Raw genomic sequence first — 21,247 nt, forward strand, 5'->3', positions numbered from 1 at the left:
GCTCAGGCCGGCTTCACGTCGAGGTAGTTCACCCGCGGGAAGTTCAAGATCATGCCGCCGTTCATCGGCTGCCATCCCGTCCAGGTGTTGGTTCGGGTGCCGGTCAGCTTCTTCTGGTACCACATCACGATGTACGGGCAGGCGGCATAGTGAATCGCCTGCATCTCCTGCACGATTGCGACCCGGGCGCCGCGATCGACGGTCGTCGACTGCTGGTGGTAGAGGTCGTCGTAGCGCGGGTCGGTCCAGAACGTGTCGTTGTTGCCACCGATCTGGTCGGTGGTGGCGATGCCCAGAAGGTAGGACGGGTCGTAGAACGAGGAATCCCAGCCCCAGATCATGACGTCCCAGTCCGGCGTTTCGGCGTTGTAGATCGTCGCTGTCATGCTGTCGGCGTCGGTACTGGAGAGCTTGAGGTTGACTCCGACAGCCTTGGCTGCCGTGATGAACAGGTCGGCGGCTTTCATGTCGACGGTGGTATCGGCGATCACGAGCAGCCGGAACTCAAGCGGCGCACCGTCTTTGGACTCGCGGATGCCGTCGCCGTTGCGGTCGGTGTAGCCGGCCTTGTCGAGCAGCTCTTTCGCCTTGCCCGGGTTGTTGTCCAGGACCGCGTCGGGCGCGGGGACGAAGTGGAAATCGCCGAAGGCAGGTGGCAGCAGATCGGTGCCGGGTTCGCCGTAACCGGCCAGGGCGAGCTCCACGAGCTGTTGCCGGTTGACGGCACAGGCCAGCGCCTGGCGGACGATCTGGTCCTTCAGGATGGGATTGCCCTTCGATCCCGGGGCGGTCGAACAGTTGAAGCCGATCATGTGGAACGAGAACGATTCCATGGCAGTGGTTTTGACGTTCGCGGCGTTCTGCAGTCCGGTGTAGATCGTCGGCGGGACCTCGGGGACGATGTCGATATCTCCGGTGCGCAGTGCCTGCGTGACCACGTCGTCGGAGCCGAACTTGGTCCAGGTGACCTTTTGCGCCGCCGGTTTGGTGCCCCACCACGAGTCGTTTCGGATGACGGTGGCAACGCTGCCCTTGTCCCATGACACGAAGCTGAACGGTCCCGTTCCGACTGGTTTGTCGTTGGCATACTTGGGCAGGTCATCCTTGGCCACGCCCTCCCACAGGTGCTTGGGGGCGATCGGCATGATGACGCCGGGCTGCAGTGTCTGCGGCTGCGAATACGTGAGCCGAACCTGGTTGTCGCCGACCTTGACCACGTCGGTGAGGTCCTTGAGGTACGCCCCGTACGTGCCATAGTCGTTGTCGCGCACCATCAGGAAGGTGAAGACGACGTCGTCGGCACTGAAATCCTTGCCGTCGTGCCACTTCACCCCGGATCGCAGCGTGTAGGTGAAGGTCTTACCGCCGTCGGTCGTCTGCATGTCGGTGGCCAGCGAGGGTTGGATGTTGAGCTGTGCGTCGTAACCCATCAACCGGTCGTAGACCAATTGCAGAACGTCGTCGGACTGAGTGGAGTCGGCGGTGAACGGGTTCAGCGAGTCGATGTCGGTGGTGGAACCGACCCGCAGCACGGTGCTGCTGGCCGTCTGCGGCGCGCACGACGCCAGCGCGGCCGCGCCGCCGAGTGCCGCCGCCACCACCGCCGAGGTCCGGAGAAATTTCCGACGATCCATCGCTGAAGCCATGACAATCCCTTCCACTCTCACTCTGTATACAGAGTAGTATGAGTGAAGATCATTGCCGGATAATTGCGCGATTGTTTCGGAATTTTTTCCGATGGTTCGCAAGAAATCCCAGCTCCTACCGCATGATTATGGGTGTACCGGGGTAACTGCATACTGAGTGCGTGAACCTCATGGTTTCAGGACGGGAGGACGTGAGGATGCCGACGGCGAAGCGAGCCGACCACGCGGGGGCGTCCACCGAACGCAAGCTCCGCTACCAGCACGTCTATGACCTGGTGCTCGGGATCATGGCCGAGCGTGGGTTGCAACCCGGAGATCGACTGCCGTCCACCACCGAGTTGGCCGAGATCGCCGGAGTCAGTGGGATCAGCGTGCGGCGCGCTCTCGACGAGCTCGAACGGGCCGGCAAGATCACCCGACGGCAAGGTCTGGGCACGTTCGTCGCCGAGCCGCGCATCGCTAGCGACCCGACACGTCCGGGAGAGCTGCTGCACACTCTGCTGGACAACGAACTCGGGTTACCCACGGTCAGAACGGCTCTGATCTCGATCGGTGTCGGTCTGCCCAGCATGACGATCGCGACCGCGCTGGGCGTCGACCCGGGCCAACCGGTCTGGGAGATCTGGCGCAAACGCGAGATCGGCGGCACAGACAAGATCCTCGAACGTGCCGTCCTGCCGCTGGACCGGGTACCGGCGATCGACCACGATCTGCTGGCCGACGGCGGGTCGCTGTATCGCTTCATCGAGGAGCGCTACCAACTCACCGACGAATACACCGAGCAGGCCTTCGAAGTCGACACCCCCAGCAGCTGGGAGGCCGAACATCTCGAGATGCCGGACGGTGACCCGATCGTGCGGGTACGTGGGGTCAGCTTCGACGCCGACGGGCGGGCCTTCGACTGCTTCGAACAGTGCTACCGCGCTACGAAGTTCACGTTCTACACCGCGGGGCAGACCCGCCACCGCATTCTGGGTCCGACGGAGCTGTCGAACTGGTCGGTGGCACCGCTGACCAACCCGGGGTATTGACCGCGCGGTCGGCGGGTACCCGGCTGATCATGAGCAACGAACTCTCCGGCAAGAAGATCGCATTCCTGGTCGCCCCCGAGGGCATCGAGCAGGTCGAACTGACCAAGCCATGGGAGGCCGTCGAGCAGGCCGGCGGCACCCCGGAACTGGTGTCGACCGAGGTCGGCAAGGTCCAGGCGTTCAACCACCTCACCCCGGCCGACACCTTCGAGGCGGACAAGACTGCCGACGCCGTCTCGGCGTCCGACTACGACGGTCTGGTGCTGCCCGGCGGGGTGGCCAACCCCGATCTCCTGCGCACCAACTCGTCGGCGGTCGACTTCGTCAAAGGCTTCTTCGACGCAGGCAAGCCGGTGGGCGTGATCTGCCACGGACCGTGGACCCTCATCGAAGCCGACGTGGTCGAGGGCCGCCAGATCACCTCGTGGCCGAGCGTGCAGACCGATCTGCGCAACGCCGGGGCCGAGTGGGTGGACCAGGAAGTCGTGGTGTGCACCGGCGGCCCGAACACGCTGATCTCCAGCCGCAAGCCCGACGATCTGCCGGCGTTCTGCGGGCAACTGGTCGAGACGTTCGCCGGCTAGGCGGGCACCAGGCTCAGCAGCAGGTCCGGACCGATCCGGTCGACACCGTCGTACCGCCAGCGCAGCGCTCGCGCGATGCTGGGCACGCCGACGTCGTCGACGGCGGTGACCGGACCACCGAGCAGGATCGGGCCGACATAAGCCAGGATCCGGTCGATCACCCCGGCCCGCAGGAATGCGCCGGCCAGCGTCGGCCCGCCCTCGAGCAGCACATCGGTGCGGTCGGACAGTGCCTGGATCACCTCGTGCGGATCATGGGTGCGGATCACCATGGTGTGCGAATCCTCGTTGAGCACATTGGCTTCCGGCGAAATCTCCCGCATGCCGACCACCACGCGCAGCGGCTGACGCTCGGCGAGCCCACCGCCGGGCAGCCGGGCCGTCAGCGTCGGATCGTCGATGTCCACCGTGCCGGTGCCGACGACGATCGCGTCGCATGCCGCGCGGCGGACGTGCAGGTCGGCGCGAGCCGCCTCACTGGTGATCCACTGCGAGGACCCGTCCGCGGCGGCGCTGCGCCCGTCCACGCTGGTGGCGAATTTCCAGGTGACGTGCGGACGCCCGGCCCGCTGCTTGTGCAGCCATTCCCGCAGTGGGCCGGCGGCCACCTCGTCGGCGCACACCCCGGCGACGACGTCGATTCCGGCGCCGCGCAGGCGATCAGCACCTCCGGAGGCCACCGGGTTGGGATCGGCGACGGCGTACACCACGGTGGCCACCCCGGCCTGGATCAGGGCATCGACGCAGGGCGGAGTGCGTCCATGGTGGTTGCACGGTTCGAGGGTGACGACGGCGGTGCCGCCGCTCGCCCGCTCCCCCGCCTCCCGCAGCGCGACCACCTCGGCGTGCGGGCCACCGGTCGGCGTTGTTCCTCCGACGCCGACGACTTCACCCTCGGCACTCAGAATGACCGCTCCCACAGGCGGATTCGGATACGTCGAGCCTTTGACCCGCTGCGCCTGATCGATGGCCAGCCGCATCGCGGCGTCGACCTCCGCCGACGTGGGTGCGGTCATATGCGCAGATGCTGCGACGCGGTCGCGGCCTGCCTGCGCAATGCCTCGACCGCAGCGGCCGGGTCACCGGCGCCGTAGACCGCCGACCCGGCGACGAAGCAGTCGACGCCGGCCTCGGCGGCTTGCTCGATAGTGTCCGCGTTGATGCCGCCGTCGATCTCCACCAGGATCGTCAGCTCGCCCGAGTCGACCAGCCGGCGCGCGGTCGCGACCTTGGACAGCACCTCCGCGATGAAGCTCTGGCCGCCGAAGCCCGGCTCGACCGACATCACCAGCAGCGTGTCGAAGTCGCGCAGGATGTCCAGGTACGGCTCCAGCGGGGTGCCCGGCTTGACCGACAGGCCGGCCTTGGCTCCTGCGGCGCGAATGTCACGGGCCACCGCGACCGGGTTGTCGGTCGCCTCGGCGTGGAACGTCACGTTGTACGCGCCGGCCTCGGCGTAGCCGGGCGCCCAGCGGTCCGGATCGTCGATCATCAGATGGCAGTCCATCGGGATGTCGGTCGCCGCCAGCAGGCTCTCCACCACCGGCAGACCCAACGTGAGGTTGGGGACGAAGTGGCCGTCCATCACGTCGACGTGCAGCCAGTCGGCGCCCTCGACCGCGGCGGCCTCCTCGGCCAGGCGCGCGAAGTCGGCGGACAGGATCGACGGGGCGATCAGGGGTCGCATGGCAGCCATTAAACAGTCTTCTGCAGAGCGGCCGCGAACATGGCGTCGGTGCCGTGCCGGTGCGGCCACAGCTGCACGTGCGGACCGTCGCCGAGTTGGTCGGCCGGGGCGAACAGTGGCCGGGTGTCCAGCGCGGTGACCGGATGGCGGCGCAGCGCATCGGAGACCACCCCGACGGTCTCGGCCAAGTGCGGGGAACAGGTCGCATAGAGCACCACGCCGCCCGGGCGGACCAGGGCGATCGCGGCAGCCAGCAATTCGCGCTGCAGCTTGGCCAGCACCGGTACGTCGCCCGGGGTGCGGCGCCAGCGGGCCTCCGGGCGGCGACGCAACGCTCCCAGCCCGGTGCACGGCGCGTCGACCAGTACGCGGTCGAAGCTGCCGGGCTGCAGCGCCGACTCCCGGCCGTCGACGCGCAGCACCTCGACGGGCAGGCCGCGGGTGTTCTGCTCGACCAGCCCGGCCCGGCGCAACGCCGGCTCGATCGCGGTGACCGTGCCGCCCTGCTGCGCGGCGATCGCAGCGATCAGCGCGGTTTTGCCGCCCGGGCCCGAGCACAGGTCCAGCCACCGGCCGCCGTCGTCGCCGACCAGTGGGGCCAGCGTCAGCGCCCGGGCCACCAGCTGGCTGCCCTCGTCCTGCACCAGCGCCTTGTCCTCGCGCACCGCCGCCAGCCGGCCCGGGTCCCCGCCGCCCAGGTACACCGCGTACGGCGAGTAGCGGCCGACCGTCCCATCGACGGCGGCGGCCAGCTCTTCGGCGGTCAGCACACCGGGGCGCGCCGCCAGGTGCACACCGGGGCGGGCGTTGTCGGCGGCCAGGGCCGCGTCCAGCTCGCCGGCGCGGGCGCCGAGCGCATCGGCGAACGACTGCGCGATCCAGCGTGGGTGGGCGTTGACGAACGCCAGGTGACCGACCGGGTCCGTGTCCTTGGACGGGGCCAGTTCGGCCACCCAGCCGGCCTCGTCGCGGCCGGAGATGGTGCGCAACACGCCGTTGACGAAACCTGCTCGGACACTGTCGAATTCGATGCCGGCCTGCTCGACGGTGGTGGACACTGCGGCATGTTCGGCGACGTTGGTGCGCAGCAGCTGATAGGTGCCGAGGCGCAACAGGTCCAGCAGCACCGGGTCGATCTGCTCGATGGGGCGTCCCGCGGCGGCCGCGATCACGGCGTCCAGCAGACCCATGGTGCGGCAGCTGCCGTACGCGAGTTCGGTGGCGAATGCCGCATCGCGACCGTGGATGCCGCGCTCGGCCAGCATCGACGGCAGCACCAAGTTCGCGTAGGCATCCCGTTCCGACACCGCGCGCAACACGTCGAACGCCGCCTGACGCGCCGGATCCAGCGGGGTGCGCCGGGGGCGGCGCGGTGGCCGTTGCTGGGCACGATCCCGTCCCGGCGGCGCTCCGGTGCGGTCCCGTTTCTGGCCGGAGCCATCTTGAAAACGCTTGCCGCCCTGCGGTTTATCGCGCCCCCCGCGCTGCGGTCGGTCAGTCATGACGCCCGCACCGTCGCGTCGAGCCGGGCACCGCGGGCCCAGTCCGCCGCGTTCATGAGCTTCTTACCGGGCGGCTGTACCTGGCCCAGCAGAACCGGCTGCGACCCGGTACCGACGCGGACCCCGGACCGGTCCACCGTCATCTCCCCCGGCGGCAACGCCGGCGCCGCCTCGTCGACGCTGACCGGGCCGACCTTGACTCGCAGGTCGCCGATCATCGTCCACGCTCCGGGATTGGGGGTGACCGCGCGGATCCGGCGGTCGACGACGTGAGCGGGCAGGTCCCAGGAGATCCGCGCCTGCTCCACAGTGATCTTCGGCGCCACGCTGATCCCCTCGGCGGGCTGGGGCACCGGCGTCAGGGTTCCGTCGCCGATTCCGTCGAGTGTCGCCTCCAACAGCCCCGCGCCCGAGACCGCCAGCCGGTCCAGCAGGTCACCGGAGGTGTCGGTAGGTCGCACCGACTCGGTGACCACGCCGTACACCGGTCCGGAGTCCAGGCTCGGTTCGATCAGGAAAGTCGTTGCGCCGGTGACGGAGTCGCCGGCCGCGATAGCGGCCTGCACGGGCGCCGCGCCGCGCCAGGCGGGCAGCAGCGAGAAGTGCAGGTTGATCCAGCCGTGCGGGGGAACCGCGAGCAACGCCTCGGACAACAGCGCTCCGTAGGCCACCACCGCGCAGCACTCCGGCGCCAGCTCGGTCAGCTCGGCGATGAACTCCGGCGAGTTGGGCCGCGCCGGGCGTAGCACCGGGATCCCCGCCTCGTCGGCCAGCCGCGCCACCGGTGACGGTGCGGGTTTGCCGCGGCGTCCGGCCGCCGCGTCCGGACGGGTGAGCACGGCGATCACCTCATGGCGTGGTGAGTCGATCAGCCGCTGCAGCGACGGCAGGGCCGGTTCTGGTGTGCCGGCGAAAACGATTCGCATACCTCTACTTTGGCACCTGGTAGAACTCGCGCTGCGACACCCCGGCCATCCCGGCCACGAACATCGTCGGAATCGTGGTGATCAGCCGGTTCGAGGTGGCCACAGCGTCGTTGTAGTACTGCCGGGCGAACGCCAGCTTGTCCTCGGTGTCGGCGAGGTTCTGCTGCAGATTGAGGAAGTTGCTCGAGGAGTTCAGTTGCGGGTACGTCTGGCCCAGCGCCAGCACCTGACCGACCGCAGTGTCGAATTCTTTCTCAGCCGAACTCCGTTGCGCCACAGACTTTCCCGAGGTCGCAGCCGCCAGAGCGGTCTGCGCGTCGGCGACGTGGTCCAGGATCGCCTTCTCGTGCGCCGCGAAGGCCTGGACGGTCTGCACCAGGCTGGGGATCAACGACGCCCGCCGGGTGAGCTGAACGTCGATGCCACCCAACGCCTCGTCGACCCGGACGTCGGCGGCGCGAACTTTGTTGTAGCCCAGCACAAATCCGATCAGCACCAGGACCGCGAGCACCAGCACCACGATCAACACGAAGCTCACCATGATCCGCCTCCTCCCCCGCCACCGCCGCCGCCTCCTCCGCCGCCGCCCCCACCGCCGCCACTGCTGGACGACGAGGAGGACTGCGAGGCGGTGTAGGCGCCGATCGACGACGACAACGCCGACTCGAAGCTGTCGAAACTAGCACCCCCGCTGGTCGCGGCATGCCAACTGGTGCCCGACGACGAGTGATACCAGTCCGGCTGCGGATCGACCTGACCGGTCGCGGTCTGGTACTTGCGTGCCCACAGCGCGGCCACCCCGCCGGCCACCGCAAACGGGATATAGGCGGTGTAGAGGTCCTTGCGGGCGGCGAAGTCGAAGCGCGACTCGGCCGAGTCGGTGGCCAGCATCCGGTGGAAGCCGCCGACCTGCGACCACAGTTCGCGCCCCGCGGCGGTGCGCCTGCTGCCCACGCCGTCGGTCCAGGATCTGGACGACTGCAGGAAGAACAGCGCGAACGGCAGGCCCCACAGGGTGAACGGCGCCCAGACGAAGGCGCAGACGGCCAGCACGAGGGCCAGGAAGTTGAAGAACCGCAGCCAGAGCTCCTTGGAGCGTTTGACCATCAGCCCGTCGAACGCCCATTTCTTGACCGACGCGGCCATGTCCTCCTTGGCCTTGGACAGCTTCTTGCCTGCCGTCACGGTGCCGTTGGCGTCGAAGCGGGCGTCGGGTCCGATGATCTTGAGTGCGCCGCCGACGTCGATGCTGACCGGGTCGACATCGGCCCACGCCGCGGCAGGAGCACTGCCGGTGATGGTCCACTTCTTGTCGCTGACCTGGTGCAGGGTGATCAGCTTGCGCTCGGCGAGGTAGAACAGGGTCGCGGTCAGCCCGTTGGCCGGAACCTTCTCGGTGCGGATGTATTCGCATTGCACCGGCCCCAGGCCGGGCGGCGGCGCGTACTGCAGCGGAAACCCGGGTGGGGTCTCGACCGTCGTCCGCCACCACAGGTAGGCGCCCAGCGCGGCGGCCACCGACGTCCCGAGCAGCCACAGCACCAGCGGCAGCGAGCGGCCCAGCACCGGGTCCCACCGGTAGGACCACGGCAGTTCAGCGCGCGGTGGGGTGGGTACGTCCACTCCGGCGCGCACGGTCACCGGCGTCCGCGGATCCAGGTTGCTGGCCGCCAGGCGGATCCGGTCACCGCTGACGGTGAGGTCGTCGCAGGCACGGCCGACGCCGTAGCCGACCGAGCACTGGGCGCCGCTGACGCCACCGGGCAGCGTGACCGAGATGTCGGCCCGCTCGATGACGTTGTTCCAGCCCGGGGCAACGACATTCCAGAAGAACGCCGACCGCGACGACGGGTCACCGGTCGACGACGCGAATGTCTTGCCTGCGCCGGTGTCACCGGGGTCGAGGACGCCGTCGATGCTGTAGCGGATCCGGTAGACGTGGGTGCCGTAGTCGAGGTAACTGTTCGGATCGCCGATCTTGGCCACCCGGAACCGTTTTCCGCCCTCCCACGACAGTGCGTAGGGCACCGGGCGGTCGTCGAGAAGGATCTCGCTGACGTGAGGTGGCTGGCGGACCCGCGGGCTGTTGACGTTTGCGACGTCCCAGTACCGGAAGATGCCGTGCCGCCCGCTGGGGAACCGGCCGGTGATGATCTCGGTGGCGTCCAGCCTGCCGTTGGCGTCGACGACGAACTCGGCCTGGTAATCGGTGATGACCACCGGATCCGACGGCGGGCTGCCCTGCGAGCCGCCGGTGAGCACCAGCGGCCACAACAACCCAATGACGATGAGCAGCAAAACGATCGAGAGCCGGATGATCCGGCCGGTCAATTTCATCTCGCCTCCCCCGTTTCGTCGGGGTTCACCCTATGTGCAAAGGATCGATCTGTACCCGAACTGCCTCGTGGTCGTGCCGGGCGCTGGCGATCGCGATGGCGCTGCGCAATGAGGCGGCCAGCGCCAGACCCTCATCCCGGCCGACCCGCACCAGCATGCGGATGACGGGTTCACCGGGGGCGGTGGCGGGTGGGCGGCGGACTCCCGGCGGCAGATCGACGGGCCCGAGCTGGTCGGCGTCCTCGGGCAGCTCGGCATGGTCGAGCAGCGCGCCGACCGCGGCCGCGCCGCCGTCGATGGCGGCCATGTGCACGCACGGCGGCAGCCCGACCTCGGCGCGGGCCTCCACCTCGGCTTCGGCGTGACCGACCGGATCCCACTTGATCAGCGCCTGCACGGTCGGGATGGCTGATTCGGCGACCACCGCCACCACGCCGCCGTCGCCGCGGGGCCGTACCTGCGCGGCAGCGCCCATCCAGCGTCGCAGGGTGTCCTCGGCTGCCCGCAGGTCCTGGCGGCCCAGCAGTGCCCAGCTGTCCAGCAGCAGCGCGGCGCCGTAACCGCCCCGCACCCGGGGTTCGGCGCCGGGGGTGGCGACGACGAGGGCCGGCCCCGGCTCGATCTCGGTGTGCACGGCGTCGCCCGCCGAGGTGATCACCGTGGTGCCCGGGAAAGCCCGGCCCATCTCCTCGGCGGTCCTTCGCGCGCCGACGATGACGGCGCGGATCGCGTCCGAGCCGCAGCGCCGGCAGCGCAGTGCGGTGTCCATCCGGCCGCACCAGCGGCACACCGCCCCGGCGGCGTCTCGCTCCGACAGCGACAACGGCCCCATGCAGTGCCGGCAGCGGGCGATCGTCCGGCACCGGGCGCAGGCCACCGACGGCACGTAGCCCCGCCGCGGCACCTGGATCAGCACCGGCGCCTCGCGTTCGAGTGCGCCGCGCGCAGCGCGCAGGGCCAGCGACGGCAGCCGGACCGAGCGGGCGGCCGGGTCGCGCTCCTCGGCGTAACCCTCGTCGTCGAGGGCGACCACCCGCGGCGCGGCCGCCCGGACCAGCGGGCGGGCCGCCACCAGGTCGTGCGCCCAGCCGCTGCGGACCAGCGCATGCGCCTCGGCGGTGCGGGCGTAGCCGCCGATCACCGCCGCGCAGCGCAGCTGATGCGCGCGCAGCATCGCTACTTCGCGGGCGTGCGGGTACGGGGCGCGGGGTTCGGCCAGGGTGTCGTCGCCGTCGTCCCAGACGATCACCAGACCGAGGCGCTCGACCGGGGCGAACACCGCGCTGCGGGTGCCGATGACCAGGCGGGCATGGCCGCGCAACGCCGACAGCCAGCGCCGGTAGCGCGCCGACGGTCCGAGCCCTGCGGACAGCGCGACGACGGCGGCCGGGTCGATCCGGGCGGTGGCGGCTTGCCACAGCGCGTCGATGTCGCGCTGGTCGGGAACCACGGCCAGCACCCCGTAGCCCCCGCTGACCGCCGCCGCGGCGGCTTCGGCGATCCGGTCACACCACTGCTCACCGGGCAGCGCCTGCCAGACCGCGCGGGCGGCCCGGCCTTCGCTCAGGGCGGTCAGGAACTGGTCGCCGCGGCCGTAGCGGGCCCAGCCGGCCGGGTCGACCGGCTCGACCACGGGCAGCAGCGGCGCGTCGACCTGCGTCTTCTCGGCGCGGGCGTGGCGTGGCGGAATGGCCAGCCGCAGTACGTCCGGGCGGGTGCCCGCGTAGCGGGCAGCGACGGCGTCGACCAGCCTGCGGACTTCCGGGGTGAGCACCGGCTCGGCCGAGATCACCCGGTCCAGCCAACCCAATTGGCCGACGTGGTCGGTATCGGACCGTCGCTCGAGCACGAAGGCGTCGACCAGCCGGCCGTGGAAGCGGACCCGTACCCGTACCCCGGGCTGCGCGTCGTCGGACTGTTCGGCCGACACCAGATAGTCGAACTCACGGTCCAGGTGCGGCACCGACAACATCGGCAGCACCCGGGCGATGGGTTCGTGCTCGGCGGCCCGCCGGATCGGCATCGTCGAAGACTATCGACGGGCCCGACAAACGTTTAGTCAGCCGCCGTCTTGGGGTGAGCCACGGCGCGGCCGAAGAAGAAGCCCGCCGTGATCAGCACCTGCGAGGTGGCGTACACCCACCAGATCGGGACTTCCAAGGCCTGCGAATCCAGCACGAAGCGGCCGATGCCGATCATCCCGTCGGAGATCGCGAAGCACACCGCTCCCAGTGCCGTCCACGGCGTGGGCAGCCGGGCCACCAGTGCCGCGCAGACCATGGCGGCCAGCACGGCCATGTAGACCATCACCGGGATGGTCAGCCCGTCGGACACCAGCCGCGGCCAGAACCGGACCAGCAAACCGACACACGCGACAACTACGACCGCCGACGCGAGCAGCCGCGGTGTGGTCGGTGCGCGCAGCGGCAGCAGCGCGCCCAGATAGCAGAGGTGGGCCACCAGGAACGAGCCGAGGCCCAGCACGAACGACGGCTGCCACCACGGCATCGCGAGGAAGAAGTCGCCGCCGGCCGAGAACAGCAGCGCCGCGACCAGCCAGCGCCGCTCCCGCACGTGCGGATGCCACAACGCGGCCACTGCCAGCAGCACGGCCATCAGTGCTTTGACGGCGGGCTGGCCGGGGAAGCGGCCGGTGAGTTCAGCGTTCTCGGGCAGCCGCAGCGCCTCGACGGCCAGGAAGACGCCGTAGCCGACCGCGACGGCCGCACCGGCCGCCCACCATGTTGTCAGGGTGCGTAAGTACGGTGATTTCATGCCCAGTTCGGACAAACCGCCGGTCGATGCCATCCTGCAGAAGGTACTGGACGCAGTGCCCTTCCAGTTGACCGTCGACGGCGGCATCGATGAGGCGCGTCGCCGGCTGCGCGATCTCCCGCGCCGCCCGGTGCATCCGGACCTGCGGGTGGAGAACCACCAGATCGACGGGCCGGCAGGACCGATCCCGGTCCGGGTCTACTGGCCGGACTCAGTGACAAATCCCCCGGTGACCATGTACTTCCACGGCGGCGGCTTCGCCGTCGGCGACCTGGACACCCACGACGGCACAGCCCGCGACCACGCCGTCGCCGCAGGCACACTGGTCGTGTCGGTCGACTATCGGCTGGCCCCGGAACACCCCTACCCGGCCGCGGTCGACGACGTCTGGGCTGCCACCCGGTGGGTGGCCGACAACGCCGATCGCTTCGGCGCGGACGCCTCACGGCTGGCGGTGGCCGGCGACTCCGCAGGCGGCACGCTGTCCGCGGTCGTGACCCAGCTGGCCCGGGACAACGACGGCCCGCCGATCGCGTTCCAGCTGCTCTGGTACCCGTCGACGATGTGGGACAACTCGCTGCCGTCATTCGCCGAGAACGCCGACGCGCCGGTACTCGACAATGCCGCCATCGAGGCGTTCACCAGGTGGTATGCCGGCCATGTCGACCTGACCGACCCGCCCGCCGGCCTGGCGCCGGGCCGGGCCGCCGACCTCTCCGGTCTGCCCCCGGCCTACATCGCCGTCGCCGGCCATGACCCGCTGCGCGACGACGGCGCCCGCTACGCCGAGCTGCTGGCCGCCGCAGGTGTAACAGTCGACCTGCATTTGGCCGACACATTGGTGCACGGCTACCTCGGTTACGCCGGGGTGGTGCCGGCCGCCACTGAGGCGGCCGACCGTGGATTAGCCGCTCTGCGCGCAGCGTTGCACGCCTGAGCGGACGAAAACGCACGGCTAGCAGCAAACCTTGTCGGGACCGTCCGGACAGGCCAGAATGGCACCAATCGCCACAATCGGGAGGATCTACCCCATGAACATTGCTGAAGCCGCCGGAGCCCGGCGCACGCTCGGCATCTGTCTCGGCGCTGTCGCGGTCGGTCTGGCATCGGCCGTCATCGCCGCTCCGGCCGCCATGGCGGCACCGGATTGCAGCAAGCCCGCCGTCGATGCCCAGGTTGCGCAGTCTCAGGGCGCGATCCAGGGCTACCTGAACACGCACCCGGACGGGCAGCGGGTGCTGATGACCGCGGCACTGCAGCCGCGCGCTCAGGCCTCCGCCACCCTGCAGGCCTATGCGCAGTCGAACCCGCAGGAATACCAGGAGTTCACTGCACTCCTGGCTCCGCTGGGCACGCTGCAGAAGCAGTGCGGCGTCCAGGTCATCCCGCCGCAGTATCAGTGGGCGTTCGACCAGTTCGTCGGCTGATCAACTCCGCCTCACCAGTACAGCCCGGCCGTTATGACACGACGGCCGGGCTGACTGTTTGATGCCCGCACCACGAACTCACCGAGTCCTGGAGTGGCTCACCCAGCAGAGCACCCAGTCCCAGGCCACACCGGAGTACGGCTCCTGGCTGCTAGGGCGAGTCTCGGAAAGCCAGCGCCGCCGGCGCATTCGAATCCAGGTCATCCTCACGGTCTTCGTGGTGGTCGCCAACCTCATCGGTGTCGCCGTCGCGATGTCGGTGATCACCGTCGCCATCCCGGTGCCCAACATTTTCGCCGGCCGCGCCCACCTGATCACGACCGTGGTGGCTCCCGCCTACGTGGTCGTCGCGGTGATCGTCGGCTGGGTGTGGGCCACCCGCCGCATCCTGGACGCCTTGCGGTGGTCGATCGAAGACCGCCCCCCGACCCCGCGCGATCAGCGCAACACCTTTCGTGCCCCGTGGCAGTTGACCGTTATCCCGTTGGTGCTCTGGGGCGTTGGCGCGGCACTGCTGACCACTCTGTACGGCATGGTCGACACCGGCTACATCCCGAAGATGTTGTTCGGGATCACGTTCAGCGGGATCGTGGTGTCGGCGAGTTGTTATTTCTTCACCGAGTTCGCGTTGCGGCCGGTCGCGGCGCAAGCCCTGGAGACCGGTACGCCCGACCACCGCGGCGGCCCGGGAGTGCTGGGCCGGACGATCATGGCGTGGGTGCTGGGGTCCTGTGTGCCCGTCATCGGGATCGCGCTGGCGGCGGGTTTCACCCTGACACTGCGCAACATGACGGTGACCCAGCTTTCGGTGGCGGTGTTGCTCTTGGCCGCTGCTGCAGCGATTTTCGGCTTCATCCTCATCCTGATCTCCTCCTGGTTGATCGCCACACCGGTTCAGGTCGTGCGCGCGGCGATGCAGCGGGTCGAGGACGGCGATCTCGACACCCACGTGGTGGTGTTCGACGGCACCGAGCTCGGTGAACTACAGCGCGGTTTCAACCGAATGGTCGAGGGACTGCGCGAGCGCGACCGGGTTCGGGACCTGTTCGGACGCCATGTCGGACGCGATGTCGCGCTGGCCGCCGAAAAGCGCAACATCAACCTCGGCGGCGAAGAGTGTTCGGCCGCTGTGTTATTCGTCGACATCGTCGGATCCACTCAGGTGGTGGGCAGCCGGCCGCCGGTCGAGGTCGTCGAGCTGCTCAACGAATTCTTCGGCGTCGTGGTCGACGAGGTCGAGCGCTGCGGCGGTCTGATCAACAAGTTCGAAGGCGATGGCGCACTGGCGGTGTTCGGCGCGCCGGTGGCTCAGGAACACCCCGAGACCAACGCCCTCGCCGCCGCCCGGGCGATCGCGGATCGCCTGCGGCGCGACGTGCCCGACATCTCGGTGGGCATTGGGGTGGCGTCCGGCATCGTGGTGGCCGGCAACATCGGGTCCCACCACCGTTTCGAGTACACCGTCATCGGCGATCCCGTGCACGAAGCGTCCCGGCTGTGCGAGCTGGCCAAGAAGACCGGCGCCGGCGTGCTCGCGTCCGCTCCCACCCTCGAAGCAGCCGACGCCGCCGAGCAACGCTTCTGGACTCTGGGCGACGAGGTGGTGCTGCGCGGCCGCTCGTCGCCGACCCGGCTGGCCGTCCCCGCGGAATGATCTCGGCCGTCCGCTACTTGTTCTGGTTTGGCATTCCAACAGCTGGACAACGTAACGGAGGAACCCCATGACCACACCCCTGGCCGGCCGGCGCGCACTGGTCACCGGCGGCTCGCGCGGAATCGGCGCCGAGATCGTCCGGCGCCTGGTCGCCGACGGCGCCGCGGTGGCGTTCACCTACCAATCGTCGGCGCAGACGGCACAGGCACTGGCCGACGAACTGGTCGCCGCGGGGGGCAAGGTCGTCGCGATCCAGGCCGACAGCGCCGACCCGGCCGCCGTCACCGCCGCGGTCGACGACACCGTCGCGGCCCTGGGCGGCCTGGACATCCTGGTCAACAACGCCGGTATCGCGTCTGCCGGACTCATCGAGGACTTTCCGCTCGAGGAGTTCGACCGGTTGCTCGCGGTCAACGTGCGCGGTGTCTACGCGGCGATTCAGCGTGCGGTCCCGCACCTGGGCGAGGGTGGTCGGATCATCACCATCGGCAGCGTCAACGCCGACCGGGTGCCGATGAACGGGCTGGCGGTGTACGCGTTGACGAAGGCAGCAGTCGCCGGCCTGACCCGCGGTCTGGTACGCGAGCTTGGGCCGCGCGGCATCACGATCAACACCATCCAGCCGGGGCCGGTGGCCACCGACATGAATCCCGAGGTCGGCGGATTCTCCGACCAGGTGCGGCCCTTCATCGCCGTCGGGCGCTACGGGCAGCCGCGCGATATCGCCAGTGCGGTCGCCTATCTGGCGTCACCGGAGGCCGGTTACGTCACCGGTGTCACCTGGAACGTCGACGGCGGCTTCGTCATCTAGACAGCGGTGAACCACCGCCCGAATCGACGAAAGCTAGACCGAGTTCTTCAGGTCGTCGACCTTGTCGAGGCGCTCCCACGGCAGGTCGACGTCGGTGCGGCCGAAGTGGCCGTAGGCGGCGGTCGGCGCGTAGATCGGGCGCAGCAAGTCCAGGTCGCGCACGATGGCGCCCGGGCGAAGGTCGAACACCGCGGTGATGGCCTTCTCGATGCGCGCCGGGTCGACGGTCTCGGAGCCGAAGGTCTCGACGAACAGACCCACCGGGGCGGCCTTGCCGATCGCGTAGGCGACCTGAACCTCGACCCGCTCGGCCAGGCCGGCGGCGACGACGTTCTTGGCCACCCAGCGCATCGCGTACGCGGCCGAGCGGTCCACCTTTGACGGGTCCTTGCCGGAGAACGCACCGCCGCCGTGACGGGCCCAGCCGCCGTAGGTGTCGACGATGATCTTGCGGCCGGTCAGGCCGGCGTCACCCATCGGGCCGCCGAGCACGAACTTGCCGGTCGGGTTGACCAGCAGCCGGAAGTCCGAGGTGTCCATCGTGTCGTGGCCGAGCTCGGCCAGCACGGTGTTGACCACCTTCTCCCGGATGTCCGGGGCCAAGGTGTTCTCCAGGTCGATGCCGGCGGCATGCTGCGTGGAGAGCACGACGGTGTCCAGCCGCACCGGGGTGGTGCCCTCGTACTGCACGGTGACCTGGGTCTTGCCGTCGGGACGCAGGTAGTCCAGCACACCGCTCTTGCGCACCTCGGTCAGCCGGCGGGCCAGCCGGTGCGCCAGCGCGATCGGGAGCGGCATGAGCTCCGGGGTGTCCTTGATGGCGTAGCCGAACATCAGGCCCTGGTCGCCGGCGCCCTGCAGGTCCAGCGGGTCACCCGCACCCTCGACGCGGGTCTCGTGAGCGGTGTCCACGCCCTGGGCGATGTCGGGCGACTGCCGGCCGATGCCGATGTTGACGCCTGCGGTCTCGCCGTCGAAGCCCTTTTCCGAGGAGTCGTAGCCGATCTCCAGGATGCGCTTGCGCACGGTGTCGTTGATGTCGGCGAACGCTTCCTTGGCCGACGTGGTCACCTCGCCGATGACGTGCACCTGGCCGGTGGTGACAGCGGTCTCCACCGCGACGCGGGACTTCGGGTCCGCGGCGAGCAGCGAGTCGAGAATCGAGTCGCTGATGGCGTCACAGATCTTGTCGGGGTGTCCTTCGGTGACCGACTCGCTGGTAAACAGCCGACCTGTGCTCACAGTGTTTTCCTTTCAAGAACTTAGTTCGGCGAATCATATATTCGCCCCTGACAGACCAAACCGGCACGGTACGTCCCGCGCAAGGCTTATGCGCACATTTCTTCTCTTGCGAAGCTAGGCCTCGCGCCGCAGGAGCATCGCGATCGCGTCCACGATACGGCTTGCCATCAGCGTCTTCGACCCGTGCTCCAACGCGAGCTCGGTGCCGTCGGCGCTCAATAACCATCCGTCGTTGTTGTCCACCTCGAATGCCCGCCCCTCGCCGACCGCGTTGACGACGAGCAGATCACAGCCTTTGCGAGCCAGTTTGGCCCTTGCGTGGAAGAGCACATCGCCTTCTTTGTCGCCGGTCTCGGCGGCGAAGCCGACGATGGCGCGCATATTCGGCAGCTGGCCGTCGGTACGCTGACGCACCGCCCCGGCCAGCACATCGTCGGTTCGCACCAACTCGATAGCGGGCGCATCCACCACATCGGGCTTCTTCTTGATCTTGCTGGCCTCCACATGTGCGGGCCGGAAGTCGGCGACGGCGGCGGCCATCACGAGAACGTGGGCGTCCGGCGCGTGCTTGGTGACGGCCTCGTGCAACTGCTCGGCGGACGTGATGTGCAGGACGTGCACGCCGGCCGGGTCGGCGAGCCCGGCGGTGTTGCCGGCGATCAGCGTGACGTCGGCGCCGCGCTGGGCGGCGACCCTGGCCACGGCGTACCCCTGCTTGCCCGAGCTGCGGTTGCCGATGAAGCGGACCGGGTCGATCGCTTCGCGGGTGCCACCCGCACTGACCAGGAGTTTGATACCGCTGAGGTCGAACGGCATCGCGTCGGCGCGGGCCAGCAGAAGTTCGGCGAAAGTGGTGATCTCCTCCGGCTCCGGCAGCCGTCCGGGGCCGGTGTCGGCGCCGGTGAGGCGCCCGGATGCCGGTTGCAGCACGACGGCCCCGCGGCGGCGCAGCGTCTCCACGTTCGCGACGGTGGCCGGGTGCAGCCACATCTCGGTGTGCATGGCCGGCGCGAACAGCACCGGGCAGCGGGCCGTGAGCAGAGTCGCGGTCAGCAGGTCGTCCGCACGGCCGGAGACGGCGCGGGCCAGCAGGTCGGCGGTGGCCGGCGCGACGACGACGAGGTCGGCTTCCTGACCGAGCCGGACGTGCGGGACTTCGTCGACGTCTTCGAAGACGCCGGTGCGGACCGGATGCCCGGACAGGGCCTCGAACGTCGCCGCACCGACGAACCGCAGTGCCGATTCGGTGGGGATGACGCGGACGTCATGACCAGCCTCACTGAGCTGGCGGACGACCGAACACGCCTTGTAAGCGGCGATGCCTCCGGCGACGCCGACGATGATCCGCTTGCGGTTCATCAACTGGCCCGGGCTGCTGGGCTACTCGCCTTCGGTGTGCTCGAGCAGGTCGCCGTGGATCTCGCGCATCGAGATCGACAGCGGCTTCTCCTGCAGGCCGGGCTCGACCAGCGGGCCGACGTATTCGAGAATGCCGTCGCCGAGCTGGTTGTAGTAGTCGTTGATCTGCCGGGCCCGCTTGGCTGCATAGATCACCAGCGCGTACTTGCTCGACACCCGGTCCAGCAACTCGTCGATGGGCGGGTTGGTGATGCCCAACGGTGTGTCATAGGCGGTTGCGGCACCCGGGGCCGGATCGTAGTGATCCGTGCTGGCTTGCGTCACGTAGAACTTCTTCCTGGCGGATTGTGTGTCTGACTCGGTCTGGTGAGGCGGTGTCTCACCCCGGCTTCGGGGGCTGGATTGTCATGAATCTTCGCGGCCCACCAGCAAGGATACCAATTCGGCGCAGGCCGACTCCAATTGGCTGTTCACGACAACCACGTCGAACCTGCCCTGAGCTGCGAGCTCGGCCCGGGCGGTGGCCAGGCGACGCTCTACTTGCTCGTGCGTTTCGGTTCCCCGACCGGCCAATCGCTGTTCGAGGGCCTCCCAGCTGGGGGGCGCCAGGAACACGCTCACCGCCTCGGGCATCGCCCGTTTGACGGCGTCAGCGCCTGCCAGGTCCACCTCGATCAGGACCGGGTGACCAGTTTCGGCAGCCTCGGCCACCGGCGCGGCCAGCGTGCCGGAGCGCTGCAGACCGTTGTGGATCTCTGCCCATTCGAGCAACTCACCATCGTCGATGAGTTGCTGAAAACGTGCGGGGGTGACGAAGTGGTAGTCGACCCCGTCCACCTCACCCGGGCGGCGGGCCCGGGTGGTGGCCGACACGCTGAAATGCAGGTCGGGCACCTGCTCGCGCAGGCAGCGGACGATCGTCGACTTCCCCACCCCGGATGGCCCGGACAGCACCACCACTCGGCCACGGCCGCGGTGGTCGGGCGAATCGCCCGCGCTGTCCGGCCCTCCGCCGGCATTCACCGACTGTCTAGTCAGCGGTGAAGTCGAACTTTTCCAGCAATGCCTTGCGCTGCCGATCGCCGAGTCCGCGCAGGCGGCGGGTCGGGGCGATCTCGAGCTCGGTCATGATTTCCTGCGCCTTGACCTTGCCCACCTTGGGCAGGGCTTCCAGCAGTGCGGAAACCTTCATCTTGCCGAGGACCTCGTCGGTCTCAGCGTCCTTGAGCACCTGCTTGAGGTTGGTGCCACCACGCTTGAGCCGATCCTTGAGCTCAGCTCGTGCGCGACGCGCGGCAGCAGCCTTCTCCAACGCGGCTGCACGCTGCTCGTCGGTCAACTGGGGAAGGGCCACGGGTTCCTCCGTCTCATCACCATCATTGTTTTGCCTGGGCCGGGTACTTCAGCCAGCGACGCCGACCGTACCCACGCTCTCTGACGAAATCTAACCCCACCCCCTGATTACCGGTGCAAAGCCGCAGGATATGGCCCAAGATCACCTTGTTCGGACAGCTGTCGGGACAGCCGTCTGCCTGCTCTGCGGCGGCGCTCGGATCTTCGCGGTCAGACCAGAAAATGCGGTTCCACCTGCATGTTCTTCCCAACCAGGTGGGTCGCCGAGGACCGGACACCCGTCCACCGGGGTGGGCCGGGGCCAAATTTCACCTCACAGGCAGGTCGCGGCGTGTCGGGCGTGTCGAGACGACCCCGTCCGCGCACTTACCGCACACACAGCTGAGCGAAAGATTTTGCATAGACCAGCTACCTAACGTCGGCGATGTCGGGGTGTTCAGCGAGAAATTCGACCCTCGAAGGGGCGTGCCATGTCCATCACACATTCCACCCGCGCTGCCGCACTGACCGTCGGGATCACCATCGCGGGGCTGACGGTGGGAGCGGCGCCGGCGCTGGCCGACCCGGGCCCCGGGCCAGGACCAGGCCAGTGCGGTTTCCAGGGCTGCCAGGGACCCGGCCAGCGCGGTCCTGACGGGCCCGGAGGCGATCGGCGCGGACCTGGCCCGGCGGACTGGCGCGGCGGCCCCGGTGGCGGGCCTGGCGGGCCGCAATGGCGCGGCGACGACGACCGCGGCTGGCGACCCGGACCGCCGCCACCCGACCTCGGGTGGCGCGGGATCGACCAAGGCCGCTGGGACCATCAGCCGTTCAACTACAACGGCAACTGGGTCAACCCGGTGTTCGACCAGGGCTACAACGCGTGGGGGTTCTGGCTGTTCGGGATCTGGATCCCGCTGTAAGGCGCCGGCGG

The 21,247-nt window shown here is 69.0% G+C and carries 21 protein-coding genes; 7 read left to right on the plus strand and 14 right to left on the minus strand.

Going from position 1 to position 21,247, the window contains the following annotated elements:
• Positions 1 to 2: 2 nt before the first annotated feature.
• Entirely contained in the window at positions 3 to 1,634 is a 1,632-nt protein-coding gene (locus D3H54_RS16585) for an ABC transporter substrate-binding protein (protein ID WP_168214888.1), read from the minus strand.
• Between the two features lie 209 nt (positions 1,635 to 1,843).
• Here D3H54_RS16585 and D3H54_RS16590 point away from each other — a divergent pair, with 209 nt between their 5' ends.
• Together D3H54_RS16590 and D3H54_RS16595 are read left to right on the plus strand one after the other, a co-directional pair.
• The gene (locus tag D3H54_RS16590; RefSeq protein ID WP_168214889.1) at positions 1,844 to 2,677 is read left to right on the plus strand and encodes a GntR family transcriptional regulator; all 834 of its coding nucleotides are present in this window, start codon (positions 1,844 to 1,846) and stop codon (positions 2,675 to 2,677) included.
• A gap of 29 nt (positions 2,678 to 2,706) precedes the next feature.
• Positions 2,707 to 3,261 (plus strand): type 1 glutamine amidotransferase domain-containing protein, encoded by a 555-nt coding sequence (locus tag D3H54_RS16595; RefSeq protein ID WP_149379972.1) that lies wholly within the window; start codon positions 2,707 to 2,709, stop codon positions 3,259 to 3,261.
• Here D3H54_RS16595 and ribD read toward each other — a convergent pair.
• Genes ribD through D3H54_RS16635 form a run of 8 tightly spaced genes read right to left on the minus strand, consistent with a single transcriptional unit; the run spans position 3,258 to position 12,488 of the window.
• Positions 3,258 to 4,277: a bifunctional diaminohydroxyphosphoribosylaminopyrimidine deaminase/5-amino-6-(5-phosphoribosylamino)uracil reductase RibD gene (ribD, locus tag D3H54_RS16600; protein WP_149379973.1), complete on the minus strand. Its 1,020-nt coding sequence runs from the start codon at positions 4,275 to 4,277 to the stop codon at positions 3,258 to 3,260. The two genes, D3H54_RS16595 and ribD, sit on opposite strands and share 4 nt — an antisense overlap.
• Entirely contained in the window at positions 4,274 to 4,948 is a 675-nt protein-coding gene (gene rpe / locus D3H54_RS16605; protein WP_149379974.1) for a ribulose-phosphate 3-epimerase, read from the minus strand. The genes ribD and rpe overlap by 4 nt, the downstream gene beginning before the upstream one ends.
• An 8-nt stretch (positions 4,949 to 4,956) precedes the next feature.
• Positions 4,957 to 6,450 carry an RsmB/NOP family class I SAM-dependent RNA methyltransferase gene (locus D3H54_RS16610; protein ID WP_286198901.1) on the minus strand — a complete coding sequence of 498 codons (1,494 nt, stop codon included), beginning with the start codon at positions 6,448 to 6,450 and terminating at the stop codon, positions 4,957 to 4,959.
• Complete coding sequence (gene fmt, locus D3H54_RS16615) at positions 6,447 to 7,376, minus strand: methionyl-tRNA formyltransferase (RefSeq protein WP_149379975.1); 930 nt, start codon at positions 7,374 to 7,376, stop codon at positions 6,447 to 6,449. Before fmt ends, D3H54_RS16610 begins: the two co-directional genes overlap by 4 nt.
• Positions 7,377 to 7,380: 4 nt before the next feature.
• Entirely contained in the window at positions 7,381 to 7,917 is a 537-nt protein-coding gene (locus D3H54_RS16620; protein ID WP_149379976.1) for a LemA family protein, read from the minus strand.
• On the minus strand, positions 7,911 to 9,713 hold the full coding sequence (locus D3H54_RS16625; RefSeq protein ID WP_149379977.1) for a DUF2207 domain-containing protein: 1,803 nt from the start codon (positions 9,711 to 9,713) through the stop codon (positions 7,911 to 7,913). The genes D3H54_RS16620 and D3H54_RS16625 overlap by 7 nt, the downstream gene beginning before the upstream one ends.
• 25 nt (positions 9,714 to 9,738) lie before the next feature.
• A complete protein-coding gene (locus D3H54_RS16630) occupies positions 9,739 to 11,736 on the minus strand; it encodes a primosomal protein N' (RefSeq protein WP_149379978.1) in 1,998 nt (665 codons plus the stop codon).
• A 32-nt stretch (positions 11,737 to 11,768) separates the two neighbouring features.
• A complete protein-coding gene (locus D3H54_RS16635) occupies positions 11,769 to 12,488 on the minus strand; it encodes a lysoplasmalogenase (RefSeq protein WP_210419742.1) in 720 nt (239 codons plus the stop codon).
• On the opposite strand from D3H54_RS16635, the gene D3H54_RS16640 reads away from it, so the two are divergent.
• The 4 genes from D3H54_RS16640 (at position 12,487) to D3H54_RS16655 (ending at position 16,380) form a co-directional block, all read left to right on the plus strand.
• Positions 12,487 to 13,425, plus strand: coding sequence for an alpha/beta hydrolase (locus D3H54_RS16640; protein WP_149379980.1), 939 nt, complete (start codon positions 12,487 to 12,489; stop codon positions 13,423 to 13,425). The genes D3H54_RS16635 and D3H54_RS16640 overlap by 2 nt on opposite strands.
• A gap of 94 nt (positions 13,426 to 13,519) precedes the next feature.
• Positions 13,520 to 13,915, plus strand: coding sequence for a hemophore-related protein (locus tag D3H54_RS16645; protein WP_168214891.1), 396 nt, complete (start codon positions 13,520 to 13,522; stop codon positions 13,913 to 13,915).
• Positions 13,916 to 13,976: 61 nt separating this feature from the next.
• Positions 13,977 to 15,569: an adenylate/guanylate cyclase domain-containing protein gene (locus tag D3H54_RS16650; protein ID WP_149379982.1), complete on the plus strand. Its 1,593-nt coding sequence runs from the start codon at positions 13,977 to 13,979 to the stop codon at positions 15,567 to 15,569.
• Between the two features lie 67 nt (positions 15,570 to 15,636).
• Positions 15,637 to 16,380, plus strand: coding sequence for a 3-oxoacyl-ACP reductase family protein (locus D3H54_RS16655; RefSeq protein ID WP_149379983.1), 744 nt, complete (start codon positions 15,637 to 15,639; stop codon positions 16,378 to 16,380).
• Positions 16,381 to 16,413: 33 nt separating this feature from the next.
• Here D3H54_RS16655 and metK read toward each other — a convergent pair whose 3' ends face one another.
• The 5 genes from metK to mihF all read right to left on the minus strand — a co-directional run bounded on the left by metK (position 16,414) and on the right by mihF (position 20,335).
• Positions 16,414 to 17,622, minus strand: a complete 1,209-nt coding sequence (metK, locus tag D3H54_RS16660; protein ID WP_149379984.1) for a methionine adenosyltransferase — start codon at positions 17,620 to 17,622, stop codon at positions 16,414 to 16,416.
• Positions 17,623 to 17,736: 114 nt separating this feature from the next.
• Positions 17,737 to 18,981: a bifunctional phosphopantothenoylcysteine decarboxylase/phosphopantothenate--cysteine ligase CoaBC gene (gene coaBC / locus D3H54_RS16665; RefSeq protein WP_432246330.1), complete on the minus strand. Its 1,245-nt coding sequence runs from the start codon at positions 18,979 to 18,981 to the stop codon at positions 17,737 to 17,739.
• A 21-nt stretch (positions 18,982 to 19,002) separates the two neighbouring features.
• Positions 19,003 to 19,305, minus strand: a complete 303-nt coding sequence (gene rpoZ / locus D3H54_RS16670; RefSeq protein ID WP_036338010.1) for a DNA-directed RNA polymerase subunit omega — start codon at positions 19,303 to 19,305, stop codon at positions 19,003 to 19,005.
• A gap of 81 nt (positions 19,306 to 19,386) precedes the next feature.
• Complete coding sequence (gmk, locus tag D3H54_RS16675; protein WP_149379986.1) at positions 19,387 to 20,004, minus strand: guanylate kinase; 618 nt, start codon at positions 20,002 to 20,004, stop codon at positions 19,387 to 19,389.
• Positions 20,005 to 20,011: 7 nt separating this feature from the next.
• Entirely contained in the window at positions 20,012 to 20,335 is a 324-nt protein-coding gene (gene mihF, locus D3H54_RS16680) for an integration host factor, actinobacterial type (protein WP_036338016.1), read from the minus strand.
• Between the two features lie 469 nt (positions 20,336 to 20,804).
• Here mihF and D3H54_RS16685 point away from each other — a divergent pair, with 469 nt between their 5' ends.
• The gene (locus D3H54_RS16685) at positions 20,805 to 21,236 is read left to right on the plus strand and encodes a hypothetical protein (RefSeq protein ID WP_149379987.1); all 432 of its coding nucleotides are present in this window, start codon (positions 20,805 to 20,807) and stop codon (positions 21,234 to 21,236) included.
• The last annotated feature ends 11 nt before the right edge of the window (positions 21,237 to 21,247 follow it).

The sequence above is a fragment of the Mycobacterium sp. ELW1 genome (genome assembly GCF_008329905.1).
Lineage (GTDB): Bacteria > Actinomycetota > Actinomycetes > Mycobacteriales > Mycobacteriaceae > Mycobacterium.